This window comes from Gardnerella sp. KA01001 (genome assembly GCF_049244025.1).
Classification (GTDB): domain Bacteria; phylum Actinomycetota; class Actinomycetes; order Actinomycetales; family Bifidobacteriaceae; genus Bifidobacterium; species Bifidobacterium swidsinskii.
Map to the genome: position 1 here is coordinate 1 of NZ_CP058366.1, position 21,727 is coordinate 21,727.

A 21,727-nucleotide genomic window follows, 5' to 3' on the forward strand; every position below is an offset into this window, starting at 1 on the left:
TGTACCGAATGAGAAGCAGATTATCAGCGGTCAAAACGGGTATCAGTGGGATACTAAGGAAGATTTTAAAACTGTTTTTAGTAAAGTTTTGAATATGAGCGAGGCTGAGCAGGCTCAGCTTAAGGCGAACGTGCTCGAGTATTCGAAAAATAACGATTTTAAGAGCCAAGCGCGTGAGCTGCTTAAGATTTACAAGCGCGCAATCGAGATGAATAAAGAAAAGCTCGCTGAAAAGAAAGCTAAGCGAGATGCCAGGCGCGCGCGTTTTATGCTGAAAAAGCGCGAGAATACTGAAGCGGAGTCGCAAGAGCCGCAAAAGCCGCAAGACTAGATGACCTGCGCGCTCCAAATGTGGGATAAAATCCCCGGCAAATGTGGTCAGCTTCGGCAAAACCAACAACAAACGCCAGTAAAAACTCCGGCAAATGTTTCACTACGCCGGTCTTCAGACACGCGCGCAGCGCGACGACCTGCTTTCGCGCTGCGATTTTAGCGCGCGAAGGCAATTCGGAGCGGAAACTCGCTTAAGTTGGAAGTCCAGTGGACTTCCAACGCGAGTTTCGCGCGCGAGCGTAATCAGCGCGAGCGCAATCTGCACGAATGTCTCAAAACAAGCAAAATGAGACCCTAATGCAGTACGCAATCTGCACTAATGTCCGAAAACAACCAAACAGAGACAATAACGCAGTAACTCATCTGCACCAGTGTCTCAAAATGGGCAAAATGAGACACGCGCGCAGAAAGCAAGTCAACGCTAGTAATTCAATGCTCAAGCAGGTCGTCAGCGCACACAAAACACAACCTAGTTTCTAAAGCATAACCACACAAATCTGTCCTGCCTTCGTCAATCGAGACGAAGGCAGACCTCGCTTGCGTTGAAAGCACACCGTGCTTTCAACCCTAAGCAAGCTCGGCGCTCCGAGTTGCTTTCGCGCGCGCTGTGCTGCGCTCAAGCAGGTCGTCGCAGCAACGCGAGCGTTATCCCAAGCAGTCGTTGCATTATCGCAGCGGATCGATTGTTTGTTCAATCTCCTTAGCAGCTTCTTTACCAGCCTTCGGCACATCAACCTCATGCACTCCGGAAATATCGTCAATAGACGCTTCAGAATGCTGCTTTTGCGCTGCCGCAACCTGAGCTGCACTAAATTCCACATACTTGCGCGGCACAACGTACACAGGCCTCGAAGAATGCTGCAACAATCCCTGGCTAATCGAGCCAAGCAGCAAACCGGTAAAGCCACCGCGACCGCGAGAACCAACAACCACAAGATCATGATTCAAACTAGCTTGAGTCAAAGCTTCAACAGCAGAACCAGGCACAACAGTTCGATGAATTTGCAAATCCGGCAAACGCTGCAAAATTGGCTTCACGCGCTCCTCAAGATCCTCCATGTACGAGCCCATAACAGCGGTATCGCCCTCAGCACCTTGCACTCTTGGCACTGCAGAAATAACATCAAGCTCAGCATGCCAGCTATCCGCCAAATCAGCCGCAATTTCAAGAGCTTTAAGTCCCCACTTCGACTCGTCAGAGCCAACAGCCACACGCGTAATCGTATTATTCAAATGAATACGCTGACCGTCATCGTCAGTGTAAGGCACAACCACAATTGGGCAATACGCATAAGCTGGAAGCGAAGAACTAGTTGTGCCGAGCAAACGCTCTGCCAAGCCACCTTTGCCGCGATTGCCAATCACAATAAGCTGATAGTTACGAGAAAGCTCCACGAAAACCGAAGAAGGATCGCCCGTAACAATTAGCGTAGTCGCGTCAACACCCTGCTCAAGAGCAACAGCTTTTGCTTTAGATAGAATTTCTTGTGCATCGTGATGAGCTGCATTATCGTCACCAATCGCAGTGTAAGTGGCATCAAAAGAAACAGCAGCATAACTCGGCAACGAATAAGCGCAAACAATTTGCAATTGCAACCCAGCATGCTTTGCGTAATTTGCAGCCCACCAAACCGCTTTATAGCTCGCGTGCGAGCCGTCAACTCCAACCAATACAGCTTTTTCTGGGATCATTGCCAACCTCCTCATACTTGCACTTGCGACAGCAGCGTCACTCGCGCACAACTTGTAAATACTATTGTAGCGTAATTTTAGATTGAGTGTTGGCCAGTTTTGCGATATATGACTACAGAAACTCTACAGAAGCTATAGAAACTACAGAACGCGACGAATAGAGTATCCGCCTGGGAACACGCAGCGGATAGGATCGTACTTAGTGCCAGCAAGCTGCGAATTAATTACCATGCCGTTACCAACATAAATAGAAGCATGCTGCGCATTCGCGATAATATCTCCAGGCTGCGCTTGAGCCAAACTTGGGATTGGGGTTCCAACAGTTGCCTGCGCTCCAGAAGTACGAGGCAAAGAAACACCAACACTAGCAAAAACATACTGCACAAAACCGGAGCAATCCCATCCAGCAGGAGTATTGCCACCACTACGATACGGAACTTTGCCTAAGAATTGAGTAGCAAAATTCAAAAGAGAAGCAACAGACTTACCGTCAGGAGGAACTACAGAAGCAAGAGGAACCTGCTCAACACCACTGCGGAAACCAGAACGGCTTGCAGCAACATTTCCAGCAAAAGCACGGTGTGCCACTTCAGCAGCTTGTTCGCTAGGAGTCTTAGTTTGAGGTACATTCAAGCTTTCTATGCCACCCCAATGAGAATCTGCGTCGACATCAGTAGAAGTAGATTCAGTTAAAATATCGCGACGCACATTCGTCACCTTTGGAAATGCGCGCGTAGAAGTGACAGCTGACTCGGAAAGCTCATGCGAAGACTCTGCCATGGCGAATGGCGCCATAACAGTAAGCATTGAAGCTGCAGCGGCAGCTGATACAAAAACTGAGAAAATTCTACTTTGTTTTAGCATACTTTCCGTAGTGTATCATCTGGGTATTACATACGAGAAAAATAGCAACGCCAGTAATAAGCAAACTAATTTTAGCAAACCAGCTCTAGTAACGAAACTTCAGTAATGCAGCTTTAGTAATGAATAAACTGATATTGAGAAACTTCCTTAGCGTCAAACTTGCGCGAGAAAGTTCGTCCTTGGTAAGAAGCGCCACATTCAGAAGTTTCAATAGAACCGTCTGAATTAATTTTTTCAACAACTGCAACGTGCCCATAGAATGGATCAGAACCAGCCTGACCCGAGCGGAACACCATGATATCGCCAACATGACGAGCGGAATTATCTACCCAATAGCCAAGACTGCGCGCAGAATCAGCCCACATATTTCCGTTGCCAAAATGCGAGCCAACAGGCAAACCTAACTGATGGCGGCGAATATACACCCACCACGTGCACTGGCTGAACTCATACGCGTTACCGGTATCCCCAGTTGCGTGATTTGGGTTAAAGCCCTTCGGCAAAACGTCAAAGTCTTTATCTATCAACAAAGCAACCTTAGGATTATTCGCAGCAGAACGCGACATTTCCGCAATATTAAAGCCTGAATCAGAACCTAAATTCCACGAATCAGACTTCGAAGATATAGTAGAAAAAGTGCCAGGTTGTACTGAATTAGCAACCTTATTGGCTAAGTTTCCATGCTTCGAATCCGAGCGAGCAGAACTATCTTCATTCGCGCTATTTGCAGCATCAGCAGAGCCCGCATTATGCGATTTTTTAGCAGCATTCTCAATAGAGTCAACAGCATTATTAATAGTCGCCATAGGATCAAGAGACTCGCGCTGGCTAGAACGCGAAACTGTTGAAGATGCGTCGCCAACTGCAGTCATAGACGGCTCAAATTCGGAAGCGCGAGCATCAAAACTATTAACCTTAGTTAAAGCCATAGTAGCTGCAACAGTACCAACCATTGCAACAAGAGAAGCCGAAAGTATTACATTGTGACGACGCTCATTAGCAAGCTTAGACAACCTAAGCGCGCGCCTGCTTTGAGGAACAAGCTCCTGCAAACGCTCAGAAACAGCTTCTGGAAGCTCTACAACAGCACCATTGCTAGTAGCAACCGCAGCCAAACGCTCACTAACACGATTAGCCTGAACAGAACGCATACCGCGCACACTATGCGCACCATGCGCGCCATGCTGAGCTACAAACAGCGAAAGCGGCGAATCACCACGCCTCTTTGCTTTTGTGGCACCATGTGCAGCATGTCTCATACTAATCACTTTCTTATGTTAAACGTGGAACGCAGCGCACAAACGCTACACCCCCAACTGATTTTCTTCCAATCTTCTATGTGAAAGGTTACAACGTGGTTAGGATGTAAGAAACGCACACAACCTAAATCCGCCAATTTTCGCGCTTAAGCTGCACTTGTCACACTTAGACTTCGGTAAGTTGTATGGTTGGAAGTATGAAATTTGCACCTATAGTTAATCCTGATGCACGAAAAGCAGCACCAAAACCGCTGCGCGTTGATTTGCGAAAGGTTTTTGCTATAGGAACGATCGCGTGGCTAGTCGCAACAATGATTGCGCTTATCGTTGCGTTATTGCATATTACAACTTGGTTTCCTGTGCTGTTTTGCGTATCGGGAACAATTATTGGCGTTCTGCTATTAATCTGGGAACATTTTGACCGTTGGGACTACAGGCGCTTAGGAAAATAGTTTATTGCTGATTTGCTAACTTGCTAACTTGCTGCTTATTTATTTGCAATTGGTAGCGCAAAACTTACGGTAGTACCCTGCCCCGGCATACTCCAAAGCGTAATATTTCCGTGGTGCGTAAGTGCCACATGCTTAGCAATTGCAAGCCCTAAACCTACACCATCCTGGCTTTGACTATTTTGATTATTCGCACGATAGAATCGTTCAAAAATTCGCGACTGATCTTGCAAATCAATGCCAACTCCGCGATCTACAACACGAATCACAGCGTATTGACCATCTGTTGAAAGTGACGCAGATAGCGAAACTGTAGAATTTTTTGGAGAATACGTAATTGCATTCTCAACTAATTTCCGCACTGCAGCTTGAATTTGCGAAATTTCACCGCGCACGCATAAGTGCGAATCGACTTTTGACACGACGCGTACGCAACAATCCTTAGCAAACGCAGCAACTTGATTTTGCACATACGACAAAACATCATTCAAAGAAAATACTTGCGCAGAATCTAAATCAATAGGATTTTGAGCGCGAACCAGCCATAACAAATCTTCAAGCATGTGCTCAAGTTTCTTGGAAGATTTACCGGCAATTTGCGCAATATCTTTAATTTTTTGCGCAGATACCTGTTCGTTTTGCAAAACTTTCGTAAGCTGAGTTAAGTTGCGAGTAGATCGCATTAACTGCTCAGAAACGTTGGAAATAAAGTCGTCGCGAGTTTGCGCAAAACGGTGAGCTGCACTCGTATCCTCAATAATTACAACTACAATACCGCCTCCAATGCTTCCAGCCGTAACAGTAAGCCAATTAGGGCGCGAAACAGTGGTTGACTCTTGAGGATTTGCAGTTATTGACACATAACGCTCAGGGGTCGAAGTGACCAAAGAGAAGCGCTCGAATCCACCAGAAGCGCGTACGGAATTAGCAGCTTGAAGAACGCGAGGCTGACATAGCGAATCATCGCTAACAACACCTAGCAAATAAGCTTCAGAACTTGCGCGAATTACGTCATTGTTGGCATCAATTACAACAGTTGGCATGTCGAGCATTGCCAAAACTTGGGACGCGTCGTCGCTGATGTCGTCGCTTGCGTTGTCGCTGATGTCGTCGCTTATGTCGTCGCTTTCGTCATACTTTGTGCCATACCTTGCGCCACGAATATAATTAAACGCTCGCTTAAAAAGACGCAAAACTGTAGAAAACCAATCCGACATCAACACACACAACGAAAGCACAACGCACAACGCAAGCACGCCGAAAGCAACAAATACAACGATCACAACCGCAGAAGAACCTTGAGGCATACTCCTATAATCTCATATTTTGCGCGCTTTTGTAACTATGCAACTAAAAAGCGGCAGAAACTTTACACGGCTGTAAAGTTTCGGTCGCTTCGTTACCAGCGTCGTCTATAATTACATAGGATGCCTGACTTATAGAGACGTGCAAACTAGGCGTTCAAATAAACTCACAGCACTGAGAAAGGACGCACCATGCGAGTAATTTTCAACGAAGAAATGAAGGCGATTGCTTCAAACATCGAGCGCATGGCAGAACTTGTAGCAAAAGCTATGAACGATGCTGGAAGCGCGCTTTTAAACGCGGATTTGGAAGCTGCTCAAACTGTTATCGATAAAGACGCAGACTTAGACGCTTTAGAAGCAAGCACTATTGACCAATGCTTGACTTTGCTTGCTCGCCAAAACCCTGTGGCAACGGACTTGCGTGAAGTTGTAGCTACAATGCGATTAGCTGCAACGTTTGAACGCATGGGAGATTTAACAAGTCATATCGCTCAAATTACTAGACGAACCTGGCCTGAATCTGCTATTGCGCAAGAAGGACGCGAAACTATTGTTGCAATGGTTGATTTCTTGCACGAACTGTCAGGCCGCTTAACGACCATGGTTGCAAATCGCGATGTGCAAATGGCGGAAACTATTATTGCTGGCGACGATGCGCTCGACAAATTGCACGAGAAGATTTTTGAGCTGGTAGAAGGCGAAAATTGGAAGGGTACACGCAGGCAGTTAATTGATGTCGTTCTGCTTAGCCGCTTTATTGAGCGAATTGGAGACCATTGCGTTGCCGTCGCAAGGCAAATTGTGTTTATTGTTTCCGGATTCGATCCGTCCAAGAAGCCGGAGCCAGATAAAGACACGGTTGTAGCGTAAAGCGGTTACAGCGAAACGCGCTACGCAATTTCAAGTTACTCAAAAGTGCGCACGAAAATAAAACGTGAATAAAAAAGTAGGTCTGCAAATTAATTGCAAACCTACTTTTATTGTAAAAGCTAACTTAAGCAGTTCAAAGCTAACTTAATCAGAGTCTCACTTCTGACCTTGAGCAGCCACGGCAGCAGCGCCGGCAGCAGCAGCTTCTGGATCCAAATACTCACCGCGAGGCTTGATTGGCTTGAAGTTCTCATCCAACTCGTAAAGCAGAGGAATAGCGGTTGGAATGTTCACCTTGGAAATCTCTTCCTCGCTCAAGTTATCGAGCATCTTAACGATTGCGCGCAAGCTGTTGCCATGAGCAGCAATCATTACAGTCTTGCCGGACTTAAGCTCTGGAATAATATCCGACTCCCAGTAAGGAGTTACGCGAGTCACAACGTTTGCCAAAGCTTCAGTTTCTGGAACTGGATCGCCTGCGTAACGAGGATCATTCGTCTGAGAATACTCATCGTTTGGATCAATCTCAGGAGGTGGAGTTGCGTAAGAACGACGCCAAATCATGAACTTCTCATCGCCATATTCCTGACGAATCTCAGACTTATTCTTACCTTGCAAAGCACCATAATGACGCTCGTTCAAACGCCAGCTGCGACGAACTGGAATCCACAAGCGGTCGGCTGCATCAAGCGCGTAATTCGCGGTATTGATAGCGCGGCGAAGCAAAGAAGTGAACACGATGTCTGGAAGAACGTTCTTCTCTTTAAGAAGCTCGCCACCATGCTTAGCTTCCTCAACACCCTGCTCAGTCAGCGGTACATCAACCCAACCAGTGAACTGATTGGTCTTATTCCATGCGCTCTGACCATGTCGGAGCAATACTAATTTGTATGTCATAGTTACCTAGTCTATTCGTTTCGTACGACTACTTACAAAAAGTAAACAAACACGAAAAATTTAATCAAAAAAGTCGCCGAACACTAAAATAGCATTCAACGACTTTTAAGATTAATTCAACTGATTATAACTAATACAACTAGCGATAATCACAACTAGCGAAGAGGCTTCACGAGTGGGAACGTAATTGTCTCGCGAATAGTTGCGCCAGTAAGAGCGATCAGCAAGCGATCAATACCCATTCCCATGCCGCCAGCAGGAGGCATACCGACGCCGAGAGCCTCAATGAAGTCCTCGTCAATATCCATTGCCTCAACATCGCCAGCCAAAGCATCCTTAGCTTGAGCAACAAAGCGCTCGCGCTGCACAACAGGATCGTTAAGCTCGGAGTAGCCGGTTGCAAGCTCAAAGCCACGCACGTACAAATCCCACTTTTCGACCATTCCAGACTTCGTACGATGACCTTTAACAAGCGGGCTCGTCTCAACTGGGAAGTCGCGCACAAACGTTGGCGCGTAAAGCTTATCCTCGTAGAAGTGCTCCCACAAGTGCTCAACCAATTTGCCGTGATTCTCCACTTCGTCGCGCTCAACACCAAGCTTGTCTGCAATCGCACCCAAATGCTCAACGGAAGTTTCCGGCGTAATCTCCTCGCCCAAAGCCTCGGAAAGCGAGCCGTACATGGTAATCTGCTTCCACTCGCCGCCAAAATCGTACTCTTCGCCATTAAGCAAAGTCACCTTAGTGGAACCGAAAGCATCGACAGCAGCCTTCTGAATCAACTCCTTGGTAAGAGCAGCAATCGTATCGTAGGTGCCGTAAGCTTGGTAAGCCTCAAGCATTGTAAACTCTGGAGCGTGAGTTGCATCCACGCCTTCGTTGCGGAAATCGCGGTTGATTTCGAACACGCGCTCAATGCCACCAACCAAGCAACGCTTCAAGAAAAGCTCAGGCGCAATGCGCAAATAAAGATCAATGTCGAAAGCGTTCATGTGAGTTGTAAATGGACGAGCAGCAGCACCGCCATGAACCGTTTGCAACATTGGAGTTTCGACTTCCAAGAAGTCATGACTGTCGAAAGTGCGGCGAAGCGAAGCCACAGCGCGCGAACGCCTGCGAACCATATCGCGAATCTTCTCGTCCGCAATCATGCCAATATAAGGCTTGCGCGTACGAGTGTCGTCGCTTAATTCCTTATGCAAAGCCGGAAGCGGCTGCAAAGCCTTAGCCGCAATCGCCCACTCGGTTGCAAATACAGAAAGCTCGCCAGTCTTAGAAGAAATCACGCGACCACGAACGTACAAGTGGTCACCCAAATCCACCATCTGCTTAAAACTTTTAATGGACTCCTCACCAATTTCCTTCTTGGAAACCATCGCCTGAATCGTAGTACCGTCACCGGCAGAAAGCTTAACAAAGCACAAGCCGCCAGCGTTACGCAAGAAAAGCACGCGACCTGCAATACCAACCTCGGTATCGGTTTCTTCGCCAGCTTCAAGCTTGCCATCGAAATCAGCACGCACCTTTTCGATTGTGTCAGTAACGTTAAGATGCACAGGATAAGGCTGCACACCCTCCTTAAGCATCATTGCGCGCTTAGCAACGCGCATCTGTACCTGCTCAGGATGAGCTTGTGGCCCAAATTCTTTATTGCTTGGGTCGATTGCTTCATCCAAGGTTGCGCCTTCGTTTACGCGCTTGGCGATTGCCTCGTCTTGAGCGAGTAACATTTCGGCATGTTCAACAGTGTCAATTTCATTGACGGTATCTGTTGCTTCGTTTTCTGCTGCATTTTTAGCGGCAGATTCTGCGGCACTTTGCGCGGCAGACATTGCAGTATTGGTGTCAGTCATAAACGCTAATTGTAGCCAGTAGGTAATACAGGTTTTATACGCGACTTGCAGTGATAATTTGCGATATGTTTACAAAGAAATTCCGCAGCCTGTAGCAATATGCTTACGCGGGACTTACTTTGCGTGACTTGCTTTGCGCGACTTGCACACGCTTTACAATAATTTGTATTAGCCAACCTGTAACATTACGGACGTTGTTGGAACTTTTATGCGCATATGCTTTCGCTAGTTTCAGCATCGGGCTGTAGCGCAGTTTGGTAGCGCGCTTCGTTCGGGACGAAGAGGCCGCGGGTTCAAATCCCGCCAGCCCGACTTTTGATTTCTAGAATCACCCTCCACCCACGCACACGCAATTCCGACATTTCCTATACGCGGCTGTAAAATTTCTGCCGAATTAAGGCGCGTAGGCGATATTTCCTTTACACGTGCGTAAAGTTTCTGCCGCAATTTGGCGTGAAAGCGGCAGTTTCTTTACATGGCTGTAAAATTGAAGTCGATTGATTGTGAACAAGCGCAATAGCAAGGGGGCTTTGATGGAGGACGCTGCGCAATTTTATAACGAGCTTGACGAAATGTTCGCGAATCACGCGAGCGCAGACGCGATTGAAACGTATCTTTTGCGAAAACTTACCGAAGCCAATCCCCTGCAACTGTCTATTCTCAACGAACTCATGGGCTTTTACCGTTCGCGCGGAGAGCACACAAAAAATCAGCCAATCATCAATCGCGCTCTAAATCTTGCAAACAAAATGCAGCTAGCTGGCACGGAAGCTGGCACAACTACGCTAATTAACGCCGCCACAAGCCTTCGCGCGGCAGGCAGCTACGATCGCGCCGAAAAAATTTACACTCAAGCTCTTAACGAATCCACCGAAACGCTCGGCACTAAAAACCGCAAGCTTGCCGCGCTTCACAACAATCTTTCGATGCTTTACAGCGAAACCGGTCGCACGCATGATGCAATTGAGGAGCTTAATCAGGCGCTTGAAATTTTGCAAAATACGAGCACGGATCCTGAGTGCGACATCGATATTGCCGCCACGCACACGAATCTTGCGCTTTCGATGCTGCAGGAGTGTACGAAGGAGCATACGAAGGAGTGCTCGAAGGAGTGCTCGCATCCCAACACCAGCACAAACAGCAAATCCGCAACTCTTGAATCCGCTTTTGAACACGCTTCGACCAGCGTTCGCATGTATATTGCGGGGAATAACGAAAATCAGTCGCACTACGCTTCTGCATTGGCAGGCTTTGCGCAAGTACAGTGCGCGCGCGGAGAGTACGCTCAGGCTGAAGAAAGTTACAGTAAGGCACTTGATTTGATTGCGAGATGCTACGGAAAAGATAGCGAATCTTACGCGATTACGGCAGAAAATTTGCGACAGACGCGCAAGTTGGCAGAAAAAGTTACGAAAATATCCGAAAAAGTATCTGCAAAATTATCTACAAAAATTCAAGAATCATCAAGCCAACAAACAGAAAGCCAACACGCAGCAAACAATAACATAAAAACCGGCATGCAATTATCGCAATCATACTGGCAAACTTACGGAAAGCCGTTACTTGATCAGCCAAAATTCGCGAGGTACAAAAATCGCATTGCAGCAGGATTAGTTGGTCACGGATCGGAATGTTACGGTTTTGACGACGAGATTTCGCGCGATCACGATTTTGGACCAGGCTTCTGCTTGTGGCTTACCGACGAAGATTACGCGGAAATCGGCGCGGATTTGCAGGCTGCTTACGACGCACTTCCGCGAAAATACGCCGGTTTTGACTCTCGCAACGAAACGCCGCGCGCAAAATCATGCGAAAGCAGCAAGCGCGTCGGAGTATTTCGCATAAGCGAATTTTTTGAAAATATAACCGGCTTCCCCACTGCTCCAAGCCAAAACGAGCCACACTTATGGCTCTCATTAAACGAGCCAACGCTTGCAGTAGCAACGAATGGCAAAATTTTCGCGGATCCTCTTGGAAAGTTCTCAAAGGCGCGCCAAAGCTTCAAGCTCATGCCGGACGATGTGCGAATCTCACTAATCTCGCGCAGACTTGGCATGATTTCGCAAGCTGGCCAGTACAATTTCCCACGCATGATCGCGCGCAAAGACGCATCCGCAGCATGGCTTTCTATCAACGAATTCGTGCGCGCAACTGCTTCCCTCGTTTTTCTGCTCAACAATCCTGTAACCGCAGGCTACTTGCCTTACTACAAGTGGCAGTTTGCGGCATTGCGCAAGCTCAGCAATCGCATGGCTTCTAGGCTTCCGGAAGTGTGCGGAAAACTTGAGTCGGTAATGCGACTTTCTTCCGCTGCTTGTTTTGGCGGCGACGGTTCCGGCGGCGACGGTTTTGGCGAAGGCGGCAAAGGAGCGGGAATTGCGCAAAAGCAAGTTACGCAAATAATTGACAGCATTTGCGAAGATATTGTGCGAGAATTGCAATATCAAGGCTTAAGCGATTGCGACGAAACTTTTTTGGAATGGCAGCGGCCGTACGTTGAAGCGCATATTAATTCGCGCGCTGCGTGCTTAAGGAGCTTATGATGTGCGATTCATCAGTAAATACGAAAGCGCAAAAGCTTGCGAAAGCAGAAAATCTTGCGGAAGAAATCACTAAACTCGAGTGGGATCAGTTTCAGCTTACAGAAAACGAAGGCGGACGCGCGAATTGCCAAGGAAACTGGCCAACTTTTCGCATTATGCGCATGAGTCAGTTTTTGGCGTGGCCGCTGGATTTGCAGGAGTCTTATAAGCAGGATCTTGAGCGCGCAAACAGCAACGGCGGCAATTTGATTACGGAAAAGTATGCGCGAATGATGGAGTCGACTGCGCCGGAAATTTTTGAGCGCACGATTAAGCCTTATATTAAGCCAATTTTGGAGCCTAGAAAAAGCGCGCAGGAGCAGATTATTTTAACGCAAGTTGAGTGGGCTGCGGATTTTCGCGAGCACTACCCGCATTTGGGTTTTGCGATGCGCGTGCTTAAAACTAGCGAGGATACGGCAGAAAATACATCTTTTGAAACGTATTTGCGAGGCGAATTAAGCACGTATTCTGACGCAACTTTCGCAAAATACCAGCGTTTTGTACATAACTTGCGCGCGGAAAATATAAATCTTACGCAAATGATTATTGCGAATACTGTGCGAATGTATGGATACGATTCGCTCGAAGCGGCCGAGCGTGCGCAGATTAGAAATGCAGCTTAAGAATAAAGCAGCGACGCTGCAGAAGCTGCGCGAGAGTCACTTTCGAGAAAAAGCGCGGAAGCAGCGGAAAGACCGGTTTGTTGCAAAAACGTGCGGTAAAGCATTACGTCGGGTTTGCGCAAATGCGATTCGTAAGATGCACAAACGCCGTTAAGCTCGCCGAGTATTGGGCAAGTTTTGCGCGCGCAATTTAACCAATCGCAAGAAGCGTTACCAAGTGCCCACACGCGCACGCCGCTCGCAATCAACTCACGCACCACAGCCGAAGCATCCGCAAGCTCGCCTGCAAAACCGCGCTCGAAACGCTCAAAATACAAGCGATATAGCCATGTAACTGCCGGCCCGTGATGCTCATCAAACGAATCCAGCGCTTGCTTGCAACTCCACCCAGCCTCGCGCAATGACTCGTGAAACTCAAATCCCCACTCAGGCTCGAAACTAAAAAGCACTTCCCCAATAAAATCCGGATAATCTGCATCCAGAGTGCGGCGCGCATCCCAATCCACAAGCAATTGCAAGTCGAAAACAACGTCAGTTATTCTGCGCAAAGCATACTTGCGAATACTATTTTCGCGCACATCACTTATTTCGCGAATATCACAGATACCGCTTGCACTAACTGCCTTTATTTCAGCGCCCATAATTCCCACTTGTGCAATACGTTGCTCTCAAAACAAAACAGCACGCAAACCAAATACTCACACAGTTGGCGGAATACCAGCACTCATCGACGCATCGCCAACTACGCCAGAACCGTACATTCCTGCAGCAAAATTCGCTTGCAAACTGTTGAGATTGTAGCCAAGCGCCTCAAGCTGCGCGCGACCGTCCTCATTAATGTTTTCAACGCTCCAACGCGGCTTCCACGTCCAATCAATACGAAACTCTTCCACCAAGCCTGCGAGCGCATTCGCACACTCATCCTCAATCAATTCAGTTAACGGACATGCAGGCGTGGTAAGCGTCATAGTAATAATTGCGCGCCCAAGCTCATCAATTTCAATGCCATAAACCAAGCCTAAATCAACCACGTCAATGCCAAGCTCAGGATCCACAACATCGTGTAAAGCGTCTAAAATATCATCTTCTGTAACTCGGCCAATGTCATTCGCGCTTAAATTCGCAGGATGCGTTTCATACATCACCTCAGATGCCGATTGATTTTCTGCCATAATATTCCTTGCTTTTACGTTACATAAAGATTTTATAGTTCTTTCATAGCCTTTGCAATGCTGTCTTTTAAGCCTTCCCACGCCAAAAGCGCGCACTTAATTCGCATTGGGTAGCGCGATACGCCTTGCAAAACCATTGCATCTTCCAGCGCATCTTCGTCCTCTTCGCTTTGCAAACCTTCTCCGCGAGATTCCATAAGTTTGTGGAAAAGCGCGTCTAATTGTAAGGCTTCGTCAACTGATTTTCCTTCGACTAGATCAACCATCATTGAAAGGCTTGCTTGCGAAATTGAGCAGCCGTGACCGTCCCACTTAATACTTGATACTATTGGTGTTTCGTCATTATTTGCGCTGCGCGAAAGCTCCACGCGCATGGTAACTTCGTCGCCGCAAGTTGGATTGAATTGGTGCGATTGACCTAAAGCAGAGTTTTCGTCAGATATAACAGCGCAACTTTCGTGAGTATTATTTAGGGTGATTTCGGCAGATTTTGTATTTTTTGCAGATTCAGTAGATTCTTGAGTTTCTTCCTGCAATTCCGCTTGTGCAAGCGCGTCCGTAGTTTCGAAATGAGTTTTGCCATGCGGATTTCGCGCAGCATCCAAAATTACTTCTTGGTACATGCTTTCTAAGCCGTCACCAGCCGCATCACCTGTACCAAAACCAGCATCTGCACCAAAACCTGCACCTGTACCAAAACCCATATCAAACATACGCACTCCTTACCTACTCGCTAATTCGCTAACTCGCCAATTCGCTTTGCTAACTCGCTAACTATCCAACTCGCTCGCTAACAATATTATGCGCCAAAGTAGGCGCGAACGTGTGAGACTGCTTCAACAAGCGCGCGAGCTTCGTCAATCGTGTTGTAAACACCAACGGAAGCGCGATTCGAAGCATACACGCCAAAATGACGGTGAATCGGCTGAGCACAATGGTGTCCGACGCGAATCGCAATGCCCTGCGCGTCCAAAAACTGGCCAACATCATGCGGATGCACGCCTTCAACTTCAAAAGCAACTGTGCCAATTCGCTGGCTCAAATCAGTTGGACCCAAAACGCGAACGCCTGGAACATCCCGTAATTTTAGCAATTCTGCAGCAATTTCCTGCTCATGCTCTGCAACTTTATTCATACCCACCGCGCGCAACCAATCCGCTGCAACTCCGGCCGCAACCATTTGCGCAACCGGCTGAGTTCCAGCCTCAAAACGGTAAGGCGCATCCATGTATTGCGCAGGCTTGTTAAGCCACGCAAGCTCCACCATTGAACCGCCGAAATTCGCCGGCGGAAGAGCGTTCAAAAGCTCGCGGCGACCATACAAGAATCCAACTCCCGTAGGTCCATACATTTTATGCGCACTAAATGCTGCAAAATCAACGTCTAACGCGTGAAAATCAACCGAAATATGAGGCACTGACTGGCATGCGTCAAGCACAAAAATCGCACCAACTTCGTGAGCGCGCTTGCAAATCGACGAAACATCCGTAATCGCGCCAGTAACGTTGCTAATATGCGTAACTGCAACAATTTTCGTGCGCTCGTCAATAATTGTTCGCAAATAATCCGTGTCCGTGCGCACGCGGCCGTCCTCTGTTACGTCAATCCAACGAAGCTCCGCTCCCGTGCGAAGAGCAAGCTCTTGGAATGGCAGCAAAACAGAGTGATGATCTGCGCGAGATACGACTATTACATCGCCTTCTCGAAGAACAAAATTTTGGCGGAAATCACGCTTAGAACTAACAGAATCACTACTGTCTTTTTTGCAGATTCTCGCTTTTGCACTAGCGTTGCCAATAGCAGTTGCGAGAAGATTAAGCGCGCCGGTCGCGCCCGGAGTAACAACAATTTCTTCGCGCCCAGCATCCGCGCACGCTCCAACAAGACGCGCAACCTTCGCACGCGCTTCTTCGAATGCAACCGTGGAAAGCGCCGCCAACTCGTGTGCTCCCCTGTGAACTCCTGCGTTAATTGTTTCGTAAAACTCTTTTTCGGCGTCGATTACAACTTGCGGCTTTTGCGAAGTTGCTGCAGAATCCAAGTAAATCAAGGGTTTTCCGTGCACAGTGTCGTAAAGCGAAGTGCCGTGAACTGTGCGACGCAAAATCGGAAACTGCGAGCGCAAATCGCTAAATTCTCGCATAATATTTTCTTCAATCACTGTAGTCATATTCTAAGCCGTTATTTAAAACTATTATTTATAAACCGCGCTTAAGCCAGCGCCGACTCTGTTGCACCTTCCGGCAAGTACTTGTCGTAGCCTTCTTCTTCCAGCTCATCCGCAAGCTCCGGCCCTGCAGTCTTCACAAAGTGACCTTGCGCAAAAACGTGCACAATATCCGGCTTAATATACTTGAGGATTCGCGTGTAATGTGTAACCATCATAATGCCCAAACCAGTGTTCTCTTTGGCGCGATTCACGCCTTCCGACACGATTCGAAGCGCGTCAACGTCTAGTCCGGAATCAGTTTCGTCCAAAATTGCAAACTTTGGCTTCAAAAGCTCTAGTTGCAAAACTTCCGCGCGCTTCTTTTCGCCGCCAGAGAAGCCTTCGTTTACGGAACGAGACGCAAATTTTGGATCCATTCGAAGCTTTTTCATAGCCTCGCTAAGTTCTTTCACCCAGCTTCTTAAAGATGGAGCTTTTCCTTCGACTTCTGTTTTTGCAGTGCGAAGGAAGTTCGTCATAGACACGCCCGGTACTTCTACTGGGTATTGCATTGCGAGGAACAATCCCGCTTTCGCGCGCTCGTCAGGAGTCATTTTCAAAATATCTTCGCCGTCTAAAAGCACCTGGCCGGAATCGACTTCATACTTCGGGTGACCTGCCAAAGTGTAAGCAAGAGTAGACTTTCCAGATCCGTTAGGACCCATAATTGCGTGCGTTTCGCCAGAATTAACTGTAAGATTTACGCCTTTTAAGATTTGCTTGCGGCCTTCTTTGGTTTCTACAGAAGCGTACAAATCCTTAATTTCCAAAGTTGACATAATGTTCTCCTATTCTTCCGTTCTTGCAAGACGGCGCTCAATCGCCTTCATTAAGTGATCAACAATTTCCGGAACGCCAATTTCCTCAATCAGCTCGTTAAAGAATCCGCGCACAACAAGCTTTCGAGCCTCAACCTCACTAACTCCGCGAGACTGCAGGTAGAAAAGCTCTTCGTCGTCAAATCGTCCAACTGAACTTGCATGACCCGCGCCAATAATATTGCCGTTTTCAATTTCCAAATTTGGCTCAGAATCGGCGATTGCGCCAGGAGTGAGCACCAAATTACGGTTCAACTCGTACGAATCTGTGCCAGGAGCTTCCGGCTTAATAAGCGCGTTTCCAACCCAAGTTGAATGCGCTCCCTTCCCTTCCAAGGCACCCTTGTACACTACTCTGGACTTGCATTCCGGATAATTGTGCACAACCATCGTGCGGTGCTCAACATGCTCGCCTGGATCCACAAAATACATGCCGAGCATGTTCAAATCACCCTGTTCGCCGCCAAAATCCTGATCCATGCGAATGCGCACAACATCTCCGCCAAGAGTGACCATCGTGTGGCGAAGCGAAGCTCCCTCACCAACGTGAATACGCTGATTTCCAACGTGTTTACTGCCCGAATCCCACTCTTGAATAAAGGTAGTAGAAACGTGCGCGTGCTTTCCGAGGATGATTTCCACACCTTCAGCAAGTTTTGCGCAGCCGGTATGTTCGATAATAATGTCAGCATTCGAGCGAGAATCCGCTTCGATTACTAAGTGCAATGCGTCAAGCGTATTAACATTATCACCCTGAATTTTCAGTACGATTGGCTTTTTGATTTCGCCAGATACGTGAAGCACGTATGCAGATTTCGCTGTATTCCACGCGACTGCAGCTACGCGATCAGACGGCTTCATATCGGTATGAGGAGCCTCGTTTTTCGGCTTTACTTGCAAACTTACGGAACCGTCGCTACCAACGTAAGAATCATCCAATGCAGCTCCACCAACACCTTCAAGAGTTACTTGAATACTATTAGATGGTTCAAAACGCTCGAAAAACTCGGAAATTCGCTCAACTGGAGTATATCGCCAATCTTCCTGCTTTCTAGTTGGAATCGCAAAATCTTCCACATTAAACGAGCGCACGGATTTATCTGCGCTAGAAGGCATTGCTGCAGGAACCGCATACGGATCATTAGGGTCTGCTATAGGAATAGTAATTTCTTTTTCCGTCATTTTATTGCCTAAATTCTTATTTAAATCTTCGCTCATCAGCCCACGGATCCTTCCATTTGCAACTCAACTAAGCGATTCAACTCAAGCGCGTACTCCATTGGCAGCTCGCGGCTAATCGGCTCCACGAAGCCGCGAACAATCATGCCCATAGCCTCTTTTTCTTCAAGCCCTCGACTCATCAAATAGAAAAGTTGATCCTCCGAAACCTTGGAAACAGTGGCCTCGTGAGCCATTGAAACGTCGTCTTCACGCACGTCAACATGCGGATAAGTATCGGACCTGGAAAAATCGTCAACAAGCAAAGCATCGCACACAACAGACGAACTAGAGCCCTTCGCACCCTTAATAATCTTCACAAGACCGCGGTAAGCTGAACGTCCGCCGCCGCGCGAAATCGACTTAGCAACAATCGTAGAACTCGTGTGAGGAGCTAAATGAATCATCTTCGCACCAGTATCTTGATATTGTCCGCGGCCAGCAAAGCTCAAAGACATAGTCTCTGCTTTTGCGTAAGGCTCGGCAAGAATACAAGCAGGATACTTCATAGTTGCCTTGGAGCCGATGTTTCCGTCAACCCACTCCATTGTGCCGCCTTCGCGCACGTAAGCTCGCTGAGTTACCAAGTTATACACGTTATTCGACCAGTTTTGCACTGTTGTGTAGCGCACGCGAGCATGCTTTTCTACAACAATTTCAACGTTTGCAGCGTGAAGCGAATCCGTTGAATAAATTGGAGCCGTGCAACCTTCAACGTAATGCACATAAGAGCCTTCGTCCGCAATAATAAGCGTTCGCTCAAACTGACCCATGTTCGGCGTATTAATTCTAAAGTAAGCTTGAAGCGGAATATCCACGTGCACGCCTTTTGGAACATACACGAACGAGCCGCCACTCCAAGCCGCGGTGTTAAGAGCTGCAAACTTGTTGTCGTCAACAGGGATCACGGTTGCGAAATACTTTTTTACAAGCTCCGGATACTTTTGCACTGCCGTATCCGTGTCAACAAAAATCACGCCTTGAGCTGCCAAGTCTTCGCGAATCGAATTGTAAATAACTTCCGACTCGTACTGTGCTGCAACGCCTGAAACTAAGCGCTTTTTCTCCGCTTCCGGAATGCCTAAGCGATCGTAAGTTTTGCGAATATCTTCCGGCAAATCGTCCCAAGTTTTTGCTTGATCGTGAACCGGGCGCACGTAGTATTTAAAATCGTCAGCGTCAAAACCGCTTAAATCCACGCCCCAATCCGGCATTGGCTTTTGCAAAAACGCGCGGTAGCCTTGCAAGCGAAGATCTAGCATCCACTCCGGCTCGTTTTTATCGGCAGAAATTGCGCGAACAACCGACTCGTCAATACCTTTTTTTGCAGCCTCGCCTGCAGCGTCCGAATCATGCCAGCCGTAATTGTAATCACCAAATTCAGCAACAATTTGCTCATCTTGGCGGATTTTCTCTTCGTTTACGCGAGCGCGATCTGCCACATACTGGCTCATTTCAACGTCTGCAGCTTTATTTTTTGCTAGATTACCATCGCTTGCTGCAACGCTTGTATCGCCAGTAACGCCAGTATCATTCATATTGCCAGTATCGCTCATAAAGCCTGTAACACCTCCATACTTAACGCACACCTGCGCGCGGTACGTATCAATTGGCAAAAGCTGCTCCCCAAGCGCTACTTTTGCACTCTCCCCACTCAATTATCACCTATCTAAGGTTACCTCGTAATGCGATTTCTTGGTATAGCCGTGTTACGCGCAAAACGTAATGTTTATCACAATCTAATAAAACAAAAACGGCAGAAACTTTACGCGCGTGTAAAGAAAAGATCGGTTGCGAATGAAAAAGCGGCAAAACTTAGGAAAACCCAGTCTTACCGCTTATTTCTATTTACTTAATTCTTACTTAAGCCTTACTTATCAGCCTTACTACTAGCAGCAGCTTCCTGATGTTCCAGTGCTGCCGCAACCAATCCAGCAAACAGTGGATGAGGTTTAGTTGGGCGAGACTTAAACTCTGGATGAGCTTGAGTTGCAACATAGAATGGGTGAACACTCTTAGGAAGCTCCACAAACTCAGTCAAATTACCATCTGGGCTTTGACCGCTAATACGCAAGCCGGCTTCACGCAAACGATCCTTATATGCCACGTTCACTTCATAACGGTGACGGTGACGCTCAGTAACATGCGTAGTGCCGTAAAGCTCAGCAACAATAGAACCTTCTTCAAGCATTGCAGGGTAAGAGCCAAGTCGCATTGTGTGACCCATATCTCCCTTACCAGCCACGATATCCTTCTGCTCTTCCATAGTCGCAATTACTGGATCGCCACAATCCTTCTCGAACTCAGTGGAATTAGCATCCTCAAGCCCAAGCACGTGACGAGCGTACTCAATAACCATAGATTGCAAGCCAAGGCAAAGACCAAGCGTTGGCAAACCATGCTCGCGAGCGTAACGAAGTGCGCCAATCTTACCTTCAATACCGCGAATGCCGAAGCCGCCTGGAATAACCATGCCGTCCATTTGGTCAAGAGCCGCAGCTGCACCTTCTTGAGTTTCGCACTTGTCGGCAGCAACCCAGCGCACATTCACCTTAGCCCAGTTTGCAAAACCGCCAGCTTTAATAGCCTCGGTAACAGAAAGGTAAGCATCCGGCAAATCAATATACTTTCCAACGATTGCAATGTTTAGCTCATGCTTTGGATGATGCACGCGCTCAAGCAAATCTTCCCACTCGTTCCAATCAACATCGTGGAATGGAAGCTCAAGCTCGCGAACAACGTAAGCGTCCAAGCCCTCGTTGAACAAAATCTTCGGCACATCGTAAATGCTTGGAGCGTCAACGCAGTTCACAACGCCTTCAGCATCGACATCACACATAAGCGAAATCTTGTCTTTAATAGCCTGATTAAGCGGACGATCGGAGCGCAAAACAAGCGCGTCTGGAGAAATACCAAGCTGACGCAGCATCATCACAGAATGCTGAGTTGGCTTAGTCTTCAACTCGTGCGCTGCAGCAATATAAGGTACCAAAGAAACGTGCACAAACATGCAGTTTTCAGGACCTAAATCGCGACGAACTTCGCGAGCAGCCTCCAAGAATGGCTGGGATTCAATATCGCCAACTGTGCCGCCGATTTCCGTAATAATCACGTCTACATCGTCGGAAGCTTGCGCGCGCATACGCGACTTAATCTCGCCAGTAATATGCGGAATAACTTGCACGCACTGACCCAAATATTCGCCAGCGCGCTCCTTACGAAGCACAGATTGATAAATCTGACCTGTAGTTACATTCGCTTTCTGGCTTAAGAAAACATCGAGGAATCGCTCGTAATGACCAATATCGAGATCTGTTTCTGCACCATCTTCCGTAACATAGACTTCGCCATGCTGGAATGGGTTCATTGTACCCGGGTCAACATTGATATAAGGGTCGAGTTTTTGTTGTAATACATGCAATCCGCGACTGCGTAAAAGTCGGCCTAAAGATGATGCTGTAAGGCCTTTTCCGAGGGACGAAACTACGCCACCAGTAACAAAAATATGCTTTGTAATATGCTCCTGAGAGTTACCATGTTGTCTTCTAACCATGGAACTCCATGGTATCTTCGAGCCT

General features: G+C 47.5%; 18 protein-coding genes, 1 tRNA gene and 1 pseudogene. 6 read left to right on the forward strand and 14 right to left on the reverse strand.

The features are described from left to right. Positions 1-331, forward strand: a pseudogene (locus HXT59_RS00005) (glycosyltransferase family 4 protein); the annotation flags it as partial. Between the two features lie 668 nt (positions 332-999). On the opposite strand, the gene HXT59_RS00010 reads toward HXT59_RS00005, so the two are convergent. The 3 genes from HXT59_RS00010 to HXT59_RS00020 all read right to left on the reverse strand — a co-directional run bounded on the left by HXT59_RS00010 (position 1,000) and on the right by HXT59_RS00020 (position 4,148). Then, the gene (locus HXT59_RS00010; RefSeq protein WP_004105206.1) at positions 1,000-2,025 is read right to left on the reverse strand and encodes a universal stress protein; all 1,026 of its coding nucleotides are present in this window, start codon (positions 2,023-2,025) and stop codon (positions 1,000-1,002) included. A 141-nt stretch (positions 2,026-2,166) separates the two neighbouring features. Next, a complete protein-coding gene (locus HXT59_RS00015; protein ID WP_421783866.1) occupies positions 2,167-2,889 on the reverse strand; it encodes a C40 family peptidase in 723 nt (240 codons plus the stop codon). 113 nt (positions 2,890-3,002) lie between these two features. After that, positions 3,003-4,148: a CHAP domain-containing protein gene (locus tag HXT59_RS00020; RefSeq protein WP_116773805.1), complete on the reverse strand. Its 1,146-nt coding sequence runs from the start codon at positions 4,146-4,148 to the stop codon at positions 3,003-3,005. Positions 4,149-4,333: 185 nt separating this feature from the next. Here HXT59_RS00020 and HXT59_RS00025 point away from each other — a divergent pair, with 185 nt between their 5' ends. After that, positions 4,334-4,600 (forward strand): DUF2530 domain-containing protein, encoded by a 267-nt coding sequence (locus HXT59_RS00025; protein WP_004110629.1) that lies wholly within the window; start codon positions 4,334-4,336, stop codon positions 4,598-4,600. A 35-nt stretch (positions 4,601-4,635) separates the two neighbouring features. On the opposite strand, the gene HXT59_RS00030 is transcribed toward HXT59_RS00025, so the two are convergent. After that, positions 4,636-5,904, reverse strand: a complete 1,269-nt coding sequence (locus HXT59_RS00030; protein ID WP_116431885.1) for a sensor histidine kinase — start codon at positions 5,902-5,904, stop codon at positions 4,636-4,638. 189 nt (positions 5,905-6,093) lie between these two features. On the opposite strand from HXT59_RS00030, the gene phoU reads away from it, so the two are divergent. Beyond that, positions 6,094-6,774 (forward strand): phosphate signaling complex protein PhoU, encoded by a 681-nt coding sequence (gene phoU, locus HXT59_RS00035; RefSeq protein WP_248893152.1) that lies wholly within the window; start codon positions 6,094-6,096, stop codon positions 6,772-6,774. 156 nt (positions 6,775-6,930) lie between these two features. Here the strand turns inward: phoU and HXT59_RS00040 are convergent, their stop codons facing one another. Both HXT59_RS00040 and lysS read right to left on the reverse strand, forming a co-directional pair. Beyond that, positions 6,931-7,671, reverse strand: a complete 741-nt coding sequence (locus HXT59_RS00040) for a phosphoglyceromutase (RefSeq protein ID WP_004112459.1) — start codon at positions 7,669-7,671, stop codon at positions 6,931-6,933. A gap of 155 nt (positions 7,672-7,826) precedes the next feature. Continuing rightward, positions 7,827-9,524: a lysine--tRNA ligase gene (gene lysS, locus HXT59_RS00045; RefSeq protein WP_116431886.1), complete on the reverse strand. Its 1,698-nt coding sequence runs from the start codon at positions 9,522-9,524 to the stop codon at positions 7,827-7,829. Between the two features lie 238 nt (positions 9,525-9,762). On the opposite strand from lysS, the gene HXT59_RS00050 reads away from it, so the two are divergent. The 3 genes from HXT59_RS00050 to HXT59_RS00060 all read left to right on the forward strand — a co-directional run bounded on the left by HXT59_RS00050 (position 9,763) and on the right by HXT59_RS00060 (position 12,732). After that, positions 9,763-9,836 (forward strand) — tRNA-Pro (locus HXT59_RS00050). A 221-nt stretch (positions 9,837-10,057) separates the two neighbouring features. Beyond that, positions 10,058-12,067, forward strand: coding sequence for a DUF4037 domain-containing protein (locus HXT59_RS00055; RefSeq protein WP_415691682.1), 2,010 nt, complete (start codon positions 10,058-10,060; stop codon positions 12,065-12,067). Next, on the forward strand, positions 12,064-12,732 hold the full coding sequence (locus HXT59_RS00060; RefSeq protein WP_415692910.1) for a DUF4125 family protein: 669 nt from the start codon (positions 12,064-12,066) through the stop codon (positions 12,730-12,732). Before HXT59_RS00055 ends, HXT59_RS00060 begins: the two co-directional genes overlap by 4 nt. Here HXT59_RS00060 and HXT59_RS00065 read toward each other — a convergent pair. From HXT59_RS00065 to HXT59_RS00100, 8 genes are all read right to left on the reverse strand, one after another. Continuing rightward, complete coding sequence (locus tag HXT59_RS00065) at positions 12,729-13,373, reverse strand: HAD family hydrolase (RefSeq protein ID WP_421783869.1); 645 nt, start codon at positions 13,371-13,373, stop codon at positions 12,729-12,731. The two genes, HXT59_RS00060 and HXT59_RS00065, sit on opposite strands and share 4 nt — an antisense overlap. 57 nt (positions 13,374-13,430) lie before the next feature. Then, positions 13,431-13,904, reverse strand: coding sequence for a metal-sulfur cluster assembly factor (locus tag HXT59_RS00070; RefSeq protein WP_004110664.1), 474 nt, complete (start codon positions 13,902-13,904; stop codon positions 13,431-13,433). Between the two features lie 32 nt (positions 13,905-13,936). Then, on the reverse strand, positions 13,937-14,617 hold the full coding sequence (gene sufU / locus HXT59_RS00075; RefSeq protein ID WP_421783872.1) for a Fe-S cluster assembly sulfur transfer protein SufU: 681 nt from the start codon (positions 14,615-14,617) through the stop codon (positions 13,937-13,939). Positions 14,618-14,703: 86 nt separating this feature from the next. Further along, positions 14,704-16,047, reverse strand: coding sequence for a SufS family cysteine desulfurase (locus tag HXT59_RS00080; protein ID WP_415693669.1), 1,344 nt, complete (start codon positions 16,045-16,047; stop codon positions 14,704-14,706). Positions 16,048-16,115: 68 nt separating this feature from the next. After that, complete coding sequence (sufC, locus tag HXT59_RS00085) at positions 16,116-16,892, reverse strand: Fe-S cluster assembly ATPase SufC (protein ID WP_004110671.1); 777 nt, start codon at positions 16,890-16,892, stop codon at positions 16,116-16,118. A 9-nt stretch (positions 16,893-16,901) separates the two neighbouring features. Beyond that, positions 16,902-18,149 (reverse strand): Fe-S cluster assembly protein SufD, encoded by a 1,248-nt coding sequence (gene sufD, locus HXT59_RS00090; RefSeq protein ID WP_004110687.1) that lies wholly within the window; start codon positions 18,147-18,149, stop codon positions 16,902-16,904. Further along, positions 18,149-19,687, reverse strand: a complete 1,539-nt coding sequence (gene sufB, locus HXT59_RS00095) for a Fe-S cluster assembly protein SufB (RefSeq protein ID WP_049762345.1) — start codon at positions 19,685-19,687, stop codon at positions 18,149-18,151. The genes sufD and sufB overlap by 1 nt, the downstream gene beginning before the upstream one ends. 332 nt (positions 19,688-20,019) lie before the next feature. Beyond that, positions 20,020-21,702 (reverse strand): CTP synthase, encoded by a 1,683-nt coding sequence (locus HXT59_RS00100; RefSeq protein WP_415690094.1) that lies wholly within the window; start codon positions 21,700-21,702, stop codon positions 20,020-20,022. Between the last annotated feature and the right edge of the window lie 25 nt (positions 21,703-21,727).

Bases quoted from the DNA above. Each gene is read 5' to 3' on its own strand.
- lysS (WP_116431886.1), bottom strand. From the start codon at position 9,524: ATGACTGACACCAATACTGCAATGTCTGCCGCGCAAAGTGCCGCAGAA.
- sufC (WP_004110671.1), bottom strand. From the start codon at position 16,892: ATGTCAACTTTGGAAATTAAGGATTTGTACGCTTCTGTAGAAACCAAA.
- HXT59_RS00015 (WP_421783866.1), bottom strand. From the start codon at position 2,889: ATGCTAAAACAAAGTAGAATTTTCTCAGTTTTTGTATCAGCTGCCGCT.
- HXT59_RS00070 (WP_004110664.1), bottom strand. From the start codon at position 13,904: ATGGCAGAAAATCAATCGGCATCTGAGGTGATGTATGAAACGCATCCT.
- HXT59_RS00060 (WP_415692910.1), top strand. From the start codon at position 12,064: ATGATGTGCGATTCATCAGTAAATACGAAAGCGCAAAAGCTTGCGAAA.
- HXT59_RS00040 (WP_004112459.1), bottom strand. From the start codon at position 7,671: ATGACATACAAATTAGTATTGCTCCGACATGGTCAGAGCGCATGGAAT.
- HXT59_RS00010 (WP_004105206.1), bottom strand. From the start codon at position 2,025: ATGATCCCAGAAAAAGCTGTATTGGTTGGAGTTGACGGCTCGCACGCG.
- sufD (WP_004110687.1), bottom strand. From the start codon at position 18,149: ATGAGCGAAGATTTAAATAAGAATTTAGGCAATAAAATGACGGAAAAA.
- sufU (WP_421783872.1), bottom strand. From the start codon at position 14,617: ATGTTTGATATGGGTTTTGGTACAGGTGCAGGTTTTGGTGCAGATGCT.
- phoU (WP_248893152.1), top strand. From the start codon at position 6,094: ATGCGAGTAATTTTCAACGAAGAAATGAAGGCGATTGCTTCAAACATC.
- HXT59_RS00100 (WP_415690094.1), bottom strand. From the start codon at position 21,702: ATGGTTAGAAGACAACATGGTAACTCTCAGGAGCATATTACAAAGCAT.
- sufB (WP_049762345.1), bottom strand. From the start codon at position 19,687: ATGAATGATACTGGCGTTACTGGCGATACAAGCGTTGCAGCAAGCGAT.
- HXT59_RS00025 (WP_004110629.1), top strand. From the start codon at position 4,334: ATGGTTGGAAGTATGAAATTTGCACCTATAGTTAATCCTGATGCACGA.
- HXT59_RS00055 (WP_415691682.1), top strand. From the start codon at position 10,058: ATGGAGGACGCTGCGCAATTTTATAACGAGCTTGACGAAATGTTCGCG.
- HXT59_RS00030 (WP_116431885.1), bottom strand. From the start codon at position 5,904: ATGCCTCAAGGTTCTTCTGCGGTTGTGATCGTTGTATTTGTTGCTTTC.
- HXT59_RS00065 (WP_421783869.1), bottom strand. From the start codon at position 13,373: ATGGGCGCTGAAATAAAGGCAGTTAGTGCAAGCGGTATCTGTGATATT.
- HXT59_RS00020 (WP_116773805.1), bottom strand. From the start codon at position 4,148: ATGAGACATGCTGCACATGGTGCCACAAAAGCAAAGAGGCGTGGTGAT.
- HXT59_RS00080 (WP_415693669.1), bottom strand. From the start codon at position 16,047: ATGCGAGAATTTAGCGATTTGCGCTCGCAGTTTCCGATTTTGCGTCGC.